6 protein-coding genes are annotated in these 8,902 nt (G+C 73.0%); 1 reads left to right on the top strand and 5 read right to left on the bottom strand.

Annotation, left to right across the window (positions count from 1 at the left end; translation table 11 throughout):
• Positions 1-153: 153 nt before the first annotated feature.
• The 3 genes from ACSNOK_RS26880 to ACSNOK_RS26870 all read right to left on the bottom strand — a co-directional run bounded on the left by ACSNOK_RS26880 (position 154) and on the right by ACSNOK_RS26870 (position 4,487).
• Positions 154-348: an acyl-CoA carboxylase subunit epsilon gene (locus tag ACSNOK_RS26880; protein WP_398264129.1), complete on the bottom strand. Its 195-nt coding sequence runs from the start codon at positions 346-348 to the stop codon at positions 154-156.
• Between the two features lie 18 nt (positions 349-366).
• A complete protein-coding gene (locus ACSNOK_RS26875; RefSeq protein ID WP_436783364.1) occupies positions 367-1,950 on the bottom strand; it encodes an acyl-CoA carboxylase subunit beta in 1,584 nt (527 codons plus the stop codon).
• 197 nt (positions 1,951-2,147) lie between these two features.
• On the bottom strand, positions 2,148-4,487 hold the full coding sequence (locus tag ACSNOK_RS26870; protein WP_436783363.1) for a polysaccharide lyase 8 family protein: 2,340 nt from the start codon (positions 4,485-4,487) through the stop codon (positions 2,148-2,150).
• Between the two features lie 336 nt (positions 4,488-4,823).
• Here ACSNOK_RS26870 and ACSNOK_RS26865 point away from each other — a divergent pair, with 336 nt between their 5' ends.
• Complete coding sequence (locus ACSNOK_RS26865) at positions 4,824-5,444, top strand: YceI family protein (RefSeq protein ID WP_436783362.1); 621 nt, start codon at positions 4,824-4,826, stop codon at positions 5,442-5,444.
• Between the two features lie 18 nt (positions 5,445-5,462).
• Here the strand turns inward: ACSNOK_RS26865 and cimA are convergent, their stop codons facing one another.
• Positions 5,463-7,085 (bottom strand): citramalate synthase, encoded by a 1,623-nt coding sequence (gene cimA, locus ACSNOK_RS26860; RefSeq protein WP_436783361.1) that lies wholly within the window; start codon positions 7,083-7,085, stop codon positions 5,463-5,465.
• A 330-nt stretch (positions 7,086-7,415) separates the two neighbouring features.
• Complete coding sequence (locus ACSNOK_RS26855) at positions 7,416-8,756, bottom strand: MFS transporter (protein ID WP_436783360.1); 1,341 nt, start codon at positions 8,754-8,756, stop codon at positions 7,416-7,418.
• Positions 8,757-8,902 lie beyond the last annotated feature (146 nt).

Raw genomic sequence — 8,902 nt, 5'->3', positions numbered from 1 at the left:
CCGTCCGGCGTTTGAGGACGAGCGGCGGAGCCGCGAAAAGGGGGTCTGGGGCGCAGCCCCAGGAAACGGCGAAGGGGCGGGACTGGGGCATCCCCCCGGCGAAGCCGAAAGGGCCCGCACCCATTCCGGGTGCGGGCCCTTTGACGTAGGGCGTCAGCCCTGCCAGCTGTGAGCGGCGGTGAAACCGCCGGAGCGCTCCAGGCGACGCCACGACGCCGCGGACCGCCGCGGCCCGGGCACCGGAGCGGAAGACCCCGCGGACGCCCGAGCGAGCAGCACCGCGGTGACAGCGGCCAGCTCCTCCGGCCCGGCCGTCCCCTTCTCGACGCGAACAAGCGTGTCAGTCATGTCTGCTGTGTCCTTCGGTTACTGAGGCGGATTGCCGTGCTTGCGGGACGGCAGATCGGCGTGCTTCGTCGCGAGCATGGCCAGCGACCGGATGAGCACCTGCCGCGTCTCCACCGGATCGATGACGTCGTCCACGAGACCGCGCTCGGCCGCGTAGTACGGATGCATGAGCTCGGCCTTGTACTCCTTGACCATGCGGGCCCGCATGGCGTCCGGGTCGTCGGCCTCGGCGATCTGCTTGCGGAAGATGACGTTGGCCGCGCCCTCGGCGCCCATGACGGCGATCTCGTTGGTGGGCCAGGCGTAGGTGAGGTCGGCGCCGATGGACTGGGAGTCCATGACGATGTAGGCGCCGCCGTAGGCCTTGCGGAGGATCACCGAGATGCGCGGCACGGTGGCGTTGCAGTAGGCGTAGAGCAGCTTGGCGCCGTGCCGGATGATGCCGCCGTGCTCCTGGTCGACACCGGGCAGGAAGCCGGGTACGTCCAGAAGGGTGACGATGGGGATGTTGAAGGCATCGCACATCTGGATGAACCGGGCCGCCTTCTCGGAGGCCTCGATGTCCAGGACGCCGGCCAGCGACTGCGGCTGGTTGGCGACGACGCCGACGACCTGGCCGTCGAGCCGGCCCAGGGCGCAGATGATGTTGGTCGCCCAGCGCTCGTGGACCTCCAGGTACTCGCCGTCGTCGACGATCTCCTCGATGACCTTGCGCATGTCGTAGGGGCGGTTGCCGTCGGCCGGGACGAGGTCCAGCAGGGCCTCGCCGGTGCGGTCGACGGGGTCCTCGCAGACGACCCGCGGCGGGTTCTCGCGGTTGTTCTGCGGCAGGAGGGACAGCAGGTAGCGGACCTCTTCGAGGCAGGTCTCCTCGTCGTCGTACGCGAAGTGGGCCACGCCGGAGGTCTCGGCGTGCACGTCGGCGCCGCCGAGGCCGTTCTGGGTGATCTCCTCGCCGGTCACCGCGCGGACCACGTCCGGGCCGGTGATGAACATCTGCGAGGTCTCGCGGACCATGAACACGAAGTCCGTCAGGGCGGGCGAGTAGGCCGCGCCGCCCGCGCACGGGCCGAGCATCACCGAGATCTGCGGGATGACGCCCGACGCCTTGGTGTTCCGCTGGAAGATGCCGCCGTAGCCGGCGAGGGCGGAGACGCCCTCCTGGATGCGGGCGCCGGCGCCGTCGTTGAGGGACACCAGGGGCGCGCCGGCCGCGATGGCCATGTCCATGATCTTGTGGATCTTGGTGGCGTGGGCCTCGCCCAGCGCGCCGCCGAAGATCCGGAAGTCGTGTGCGTAGACGAACACCGTCCGGCCGTGGACGGTGCCCCAGCCGGTGATCACCCCGTCGGTGTACGGCTTCTTCGCCTCCAGGCCGAAGCCCGTGGCGCGGTGCCGGCGCAGCGGCTCGACCTCGGAGAAAGAGCCCTCGTCCAGCAGCAGATCGATACGCTCGCGGGCCGTCAGCTTCCCCTTGGCCTTCTGTGCCTGGGTAGCCCGGTCGCTCGGACCACGCCGAACCTGCTCGCGGATGGCGTGCAGCTCGGCGACGCGCCCACGGACGTCACTCGCCTCTTCGGGCGCACCTTCGAGATTGCTCATGGATAGACGGTACGCGGGACCCGTGCCGGAACATCATGTCGACTCCGCACAAGGTAGTGCGCGATTTGGTGGGCAAGGAGCACAGAATCGCGCTGCGCCGCTATCAGTTGCCCCTGTTCGTCGGGGCTTCCCACGCTGTGGGTAGTCCACAAAACCACTCGGACACACCGCTGCCCGGCCGGGGGCGGGCCGGGGCCTCAGCCGGTCTCGACCTCGCAGCGGTGCGGCAGGCACCGGGTTCCCGGCCGGATCCGCAGCCGCAGGACGGGTCCGGTGGCGCGTACCTGTACGGACGGGTCGTGGGCCACCACCCGGCGCACCGGCCGCGCCCAGGTGAGGTCGACCGGCCCGCCCGTGCGCGGGGGCTCGGCGAGGTGCAGGGTGGCGTGCCGGCCGTGCCGGCGGAGGAGGACGGCGGCGGGGGCGGAGACGGTGAGGGTGCCCACAGTGCCGGGGCGCCAGAAGGCGGCGGCGGTGAGGGCGGGCGAAGCGAGACGTACGGCCTGCCGGCCGGCGGTGTTGGCGAGGACGGTGAGCCGGCCGCGCTCGGCGGCGCGGGCGGCGACGGCGGCCCGGCTCGCGCCGGGCATCAGCAGGTGGACGAGGCCGGCGCCCTGGGGGTCGGTGCCGTGTGGGTGCCGGAGGGTGAGGTAGCGGCGGGTGAGCGGGAGGGGGGAGCCGCCGGCGTTGACGTCCCGCCAGGCGCCGGTGCGGTGTTGGTCCAGGACGTGCACGGCCGCGCCGCCGGGAAGTACCCAGCCGCCGTGCCCCTCCAGGTGGATCCAGTGGGCCCGGGGCAGGAAGACGTTCCCCGTCCGGCGCTCGCCGTCCACGGTGAGCCGGGGCGGGCCGGCGATCCGCCGGTTGTCGAGCACCGTCTCGACGGGGGTGCCGTCGCGGGCGGTGACGCCCGCGGTGAGGCAGACGACGGCGTCGTCCGCGCACACCCAGACCCGGCGGGCCTCCAGGGTGGAGCCGAGCCCCTTGAGGTGCTGGCCGAGGAGCGCGTACGTGCCGTCCGTGACCCCGCCCACCCAGCGCGCGTCGGGCCGGGGCGCGCCCCAGGAGCCGCCCTCGTTGTCGGCGAGGCGTTTCGTGGAGACCGTGGTGCCGGGGAGGCGGTAGGGGTCGACGGTGGCCCAGAATCCGTCGCCGTACTGGTCCTCGCCGCCGGGGACCCACCAGAGGAGCATCCCGGCGCCGGTGTGCCAGCCGCGCGGGTTCTCGCCGTTGCCGTTCTCGTAGTGGGCGACCCGGTCGGAGGCCATGGCGAGGGCCGCGGTCCAGCCGGGTCGCCGGTGCACGGCCCGGTCCATGGCGGGGAACAGCCGGTGCCCGGGCGGCTCGGGTACGGCGGGTGCGGGACCGGCGAGGACGGCCGCGAGCCGGGCCAGGTCCGCGGTGTCGAACTGGGGGTCGGCGAGGAGCGGGGCGGCCGGGTCGCGGGCGGCCCAGCCCTTGATCAGCCCGTGCCAGCGGGCGCGTTCGGCGGCGGGCGCGCCCTCCGCGAGCAGCGCGATGGACGCGACGAGGGCGTGGCCGCGCTGCCGGTCGCTCTGCGGCGGGCCGTCGTCGGTCAGCCCCCGGCTGACGGCGCGGCCGGAGACGGTGTCCGCCACCAGGCCGTGGTGGATCAGCGGGACGAACGCCCGGTCGACGGCGTCGTGGACGAACCGCCGGCCGGCGTCGGCGACGTCCCAGGCGGAGCCGCGCAGCAGGGCGAGCAGCCGGGCCAGGCCGTCGAGCAGCACCCAGCCGTAGGTGCCGGTGTAGGGGACGGTGGTGTGCTGGAGGAACGAGCCGTCGGCGTACAGCCCGTCACCGTGGTCGACGTGGGCGAGGACCGGGGTGAGGGCGTCGCGGGCGAGGGCGAGCTTGGCCGGGGCCTCCCCCAGGACGCCGCGCAGGGCGACGACGCGGCAGAGGTCGACGCGGTTGGCGCCGGTGCTGGTGCCGGTGTACGGGCCGAGCAGCGCGTCCGGGACGAAGTGGTCGACCGCCGCGAGCGCGTCGGCGCGCCGGCCGGGCCCGGCCTCGGCGTACAGCAGGGTGAGCGTGTCGAGCAGCAGGCGGGGGGTGCCGATCTGCCATTCCCACCAGTTGCCGTACCGCTCGGTGCCCGGGTGGTAGACGGTCCGGTGGAGGTGGTCGAGGCCCGTGAGGACGTCGGCGGCGAGGTCCGCGTCCCCGGTGAGCCCGGTGCCGGGCTGGACGTAGGCCCGGGCCATGACGTGCAGCCGGGCGTGGCTGAGGGTGATGCCGGCGGGCGGGTCGAAGGGGGCGTCGGGCCAGAGCGCCCCCGGGCCGGGCCGCATCCGGGCCCGGTGGGCGCGGGCGGTCTCGCCGGTGCGGCGCAGGACGCCGCGGTACGGCTCGGCGGCCGGGTCGAGGCCGGTGCCGAGGAGGAGGTCGCGCCAGCGCCGGCGGAGCGGGGCGAACGGGTCGCCGGGCGCGGCGGCGCGGGCGGACGGCGCGTCGGCGAGGGCGCCGGCGAGAGCCGTGGCGAGGAAGGCGCGGCGGGTCCAGGGTGGAGGCATGGGGTCCTCACGGTGCGGGAGGGCTGCGCGGGACGGCCCACACCGTGCCAGCCGCGCGGCGGGGTGCGCAATGAGGCGGACGGGACGGCGTCCGTACGGCGTGGGGCTCCTTCCCCGCCGGTTTCCCACCGGCCCCTGCCGGCTCATCGGCCCCGCACGATCCGGCCGGAAACGGCCTCCCCGCGCACCCGGCCGGGCACGGAGAATCCCGCCCGTACATCCCCCCGAATAAGTTGAAGGATGAACTATCCCGCGTTAGCGTGGACACCGGTCGAGCGATCGACCCACCCGCCGCCGGCCCCGCCCGGCCGGCCGCCGACCCGCGAGGAGAACGCCATGGGCCCCTTCACCCGCAAGTCCGCTTCCGACGCCGCCGCGTCCGAGACCCCGGCCGCCCCCAACCCCGCACTGGCCGCCCTCACCGGCGACTGGACCATCGACCCCGCCCACAGCACCATCGGCTTCATGGTGCGCCACGCCATGGTCACCAACGTCCGCGGCTCCTTCCACGAGTACCAGGGCACGCTCCACCTCGACGGGAGCGACCCCGCCCGCTCCACCGCCTCCCTCGACATCACCGTCGCCAGCGTGGACACCGGCATGAAGGACCGCGACGCGCACCTGCTGAAGGAGGACTTCTTCGACGCCGAGCGGTTCCCACTGATGACCTTCCGCTCCACCGCCGCCGAGTCGCTGGGCGGCGACGTCTACCGGCTGACGGGCGACCTCACCATCAAGGACGTCACCCGCCCGGTCACCATCGACCTGGAGTTCAACGGCTCGGCCGTCGACGCCTACGGCACCGAACGCGTCGGCTTCGAGGGCCACGCCGCGATACAGCGCTCCGACTGGGGGCTGTCCTGGAACGCGGCCCTGGAGGCCGGCGGCGTCATGATCAGCGACAAGGTGAAGCTGCTCTTCGACATCTCCGCCGTCCGCGCCACGCCCCGGGACTGAGCCCCCGGCCGGCCGGGCTCACTCCCGCGGTTCGACGCCCGCGCGCCACAGCCCGTACGCGTAGGCGTCGTCGAGCGCCTGCCAGGACGCCGCGATGACGTTCTCGGCGACGCCGACCGTGGACCACTCGCCGTCCTGGTCGCTGGTGGAGACCAGGACGCGGGTGATCGAGCCGGTGCCCAGGCTGCCCTCCAGGATGCGGACCTTGTAGTCGGTCAGCTCCAGCCCGCCGAGCTGCGGGTAGAAAGGTTCGAGGGCCGAACGCAACGCCCGGTCCAGGGCGTTGACCGGACCGTTGCCCTCGGCGGTGGCGACGATCCGCTCGCCCTTGGCCCAGAGCTTCACCGTCGCCTCGTTGGCGTGCGTGCCGTCGGGGCGGTCCTCGGCGATGGCGCGCCAGGACTCGACGCGGTAGTAGCGCAGCGCCCGGCCGGTCACCTCCTGGCGGAGCAGCAGTTCGAAGGAGGCGTCCGCCGCCTCGTACGTGTAGCCCTGCGCCTCCCGCTCCTTGACGCGCTCGACGACCCGGCCGACGAGCTCCCGGTCGCCGCCCAGGTCGATGCCGAGCTCCTTGCCCTTGAGCTCGATCGACGCCCGGCCGGCCATGTCGGAGACGAGCATCCGCATGGTGTTGCCGACCTGTTCGGGGTCGATGTGCTGGTACAGGTCCGGGTCGACCTTGATCGCGGAGGCGTGGAGTCCGGCCTTGTGGGCGAAGGCGGAGACCCCCACGTACGGCTGATGCGTGGACGGCGTCAGGTTGACGACCTCGGCGATGGCGTGCGAGACGCGGGTGGTCTCGGCCAGCTTGCCGGGCGGCAGCACCCGCCGGTCGTACTTCAGCTCCAGGGCCGCGACGACGGGGAAGAGGTTGGCGTTGCCGACGCGTTCGCCGTAGCCGTTGGCCGTGCACTGCACGTGCGTGGCGCCCGCGTCCACGGCGGCCAGGGTGTTGGCCACCGCGCACCCGGTGTCGTCCTGCGCGTGGATACCCAGCCGCGCCCCGGTCGCCGCGAGGACGGTCGCGACGGTCTCGGCCACCTGCGCGGGGAGCATCCCGCCGTTGGTGTCGCAGAGCACCACCACGTCGGCGCCCGCCTCGTGCGCGGCGCGGACCACCTCGGTGGCGTACGCGGGGTCGGCCCGGTGGCCGTCGAAGAAGTGCTCGCAGTCGACGAACACCCGCCGGCCGTGCGCCCGCAGATGGGCGACGGTGTCCCGGACCATCGCCAGGTTCTCGTCCGGCGTGGTGCGCAGGGCCAGTTCGACGTGGCGGTCGTGTGCCTTGGCGACGATGGTGACGACCGGGGCGCCGGACGCGAGGAGCGCGGCGACCTGGGGGTCGTCCTCGGCCCGGACGCCGGGCTTGCGGGTGGCGCCGAACGCGACGAGCCGGGCGTGGCGGAAGGTGATCTCCTCCCGGACGCGCCGGAAGAACTCGGTGTCCCGCGGGTTGGCGCCCGGCCAGCCGCCCTCGATGAAGCCCACGCCGTAGTCGTCCAGGTGCCGGGCGATGGTGAGCTTGTCCGCCACCGTGAGGTTGATGCCCTCGCGCTGCGCGCCGTCGCGGAGCGTGGTGTCGAAGACGTGGAACGCGTCGGACGGGGCCGCCTCGGGGGCGTCCGTGAGGGTGTCCGTCATGCTGCTGAGGCTCCTGTCGGGATCTCGGTCTACCGGAATGACCGGCTCCACCGTCCCTCCATGGTCCCGCGTGCTCCGCTCCGGCTGAAGGTGGGCCGGAAACGAAAAAACCTCTCGCGGGTGCGAGAGGTCTGCGCGCGGGTCGGGGACGAGGGTGGCCGTGCCGTACCGAAGGTGCGTACGGAACGGTCACTGCGGACCGGCGCGCCTGCTGCCCGTAATCATGGCGAGCGAGAACACGGGACGCAGTCTTGCACAGCGGTCCCCGCCGCCGGAGGGCCGTCTCACGATGCGGGCGGCGGGGCCGGATTCCGGATGGGCGTTCGGGGGTCAGGGCGCGGGTACGGCCCCCTTGGCGCCCCCGAGGGCGTCGGGGTCCGCGGCCGCCCCGGCCCGGGGCGCGCCCCCGACGCGCTTGAGGTCGATGTCCCGGGTCTCCCGCATCGTCAGGTACACCACCAGCGACACGGCCGCGCACCCCGCCACGTACCAGGAGAAGCCCGCCTCGATCCCGCTCTTCTTGAACCACAGGGCCACGTACTCGGCCGTGCCGCCGAAGGCCGCGTTGGCGAGGGCGTACGGCAGGGCGACGCCGAGGGAGCGGACGCCGGTGGGGAACAGCTCCGCCTTCACACAGGCGTTGATCGAGGTGTAGCCGGTGACCACGATCAGGGCGAGGAGGGCGAGGCCGAGCGCGGGCCAGAAGGAGCCGGCGTGCTTCAGCAGCGTCATGATCGGCACGGTGAGGAAGGTGGACCCCAGCGCGAAGGTGATCAGCAGCGGCCGGCGGCCGATCCGGTCGGAGAGCGCGCCCGCGAGGGGCTGGAGACAGGCGAAGATCAGCAGCGCGCAGAAGCTGACGAGGGTGGCGGTCTGCTTGGGCAGCCCGGCGGTATTGGAGAGGTACTTGGTGAGGTACGTGGTGTACGTGTAGTACGCGACCGTGCCGCCCATGGTCAGCGCGATGACCAGCAGCGCCTCGCGCTTGTGCCGCAGCAGGGCGCGGACGGTGCCGCGCTCGCCCTGCGGGGTGTCGTCCGCCTCCTGGTACGTCTCCGTCTCCAGCATGTTGCGCCGGAGGTAGAAGATGACGGCCGCGCCCAGCGCGCCGACGACGAACGGGATCCGCCAGCCCCAGTCGTGCAACTGGGCGGAGGTGAGGGTGTGCTGGAGCACGATCAGCAGGCCCAGGCCGAGCAGCTGGCCGGCCGTCATGGACACGTACTGGAAGCTGGACGCGAACCCGCGGCGGCCGGGGGCGGACGCCTCGGTGAGGTACGTGGCACTGGCCGCGTACTCGCCGCCGACCGACAGCCCCTGCAGCAGCCGGGCGACCAGCAGGACGGCGACACCGCCGTACCCCGCCACCCCGTAGGTGGGCGCGGCGGCGATCAGCACCGCCGACGCGGACATCAGCGTCACGGTGAGCGTGAGCGCCGCCTTGCGCCCCTTGCGGTCACCGACCCGGCCGAGCAGCCAGCCACCGACCGGGCGCATGAAGAAGCCGACGGCGAAGATGCCGGCGGTGTTCATGAGTTTGGCGGTGTCGTTGCCTTCGGGGAAGAAGGAGCCCGCGAAGTACGTCGCGAAGCTGGCGTAGACGAACCAGTCGAACCACTCGACCATGTTGCCGGCCGAGCCGATCCAGATCTTCTTCCAGTGCTGTTCCATGGGGGAACGGTGGCGGACCGAGCGGTTTCGGACAAGGGGGTCCGGGAACGAAGTTGATGTTGCCCCGGTCCCGCCCCTTCGCCGTTTCCTGGGGCTGCGCCCCAGACCCCGCTTGTCGCGGCTTCGCCGCTCGTCCTCAAACGCCG

The sequence above is a fragment of the Streptomyces sp. URMC 126 genome (genome assembly GCF_051386555.1).
Taxonomy (GTDB): domain Bacteria; phylum Actinomycetota; class Actinomycetes; order Streptomycetales; family Streptomycetaceae; genus Streptomyces.
The sequence above is the reverse complement of the archived record's forward strand: the minus strand, read 5'-3'. Positions and strand labels throughout refer to the sequence as shown.

What these genes read in the sequence shown, in the direction of transcription:
- ACSNOK_RS26875 (WP_436783364.1), bottom strand. Translation starts at nt 1,950, where the DNA reads ATGAGCAATCTCGAAGGTGCGCCCGAAGAGGCGAGTGACGTCCGTGGG.
- ACSNOK_RS26855 (WP_436783360.1), bottom strand. Translation starts at nt 8,756, where the DNA reads ATGGAACAGCACTGGAAGAAGATCTGGATCGGCTCGGCCGGCAACATG.
- cimA (WP_436783361.1), bottom strand. Translation starts at nt 7,085, where the DNA reads ATGACGGACACCCTCACGGACGCCCCCGAGGCGGCCCCGTCCGACGCG.
- ACSNOK_RS26880 (WP_398264129.1), bottom strand. Translation starts at nt 348, where the DNA reads ATGACTGACACGCTTGTTCGCGTCGAGAAGGGGACGGCCGGGCCGGAG.
- ACSNOK_RS26870 (WP_436783363.1), bottom strand. Translation starts at nt 4,487, where the DNA reads ATGCCTCCACCCTGGACCCGCCGCGCCTTCCTCGCCACGGCTCTCGCC.
- ACSNOK_RS26865 (WP_436783362.1), top strand. Translation starts at nt 4,824, where the DNA reads ATGGGCCCCTTCACCCGCAAGTCCGCTTCCGACGCCGCCGCGTCCGAG.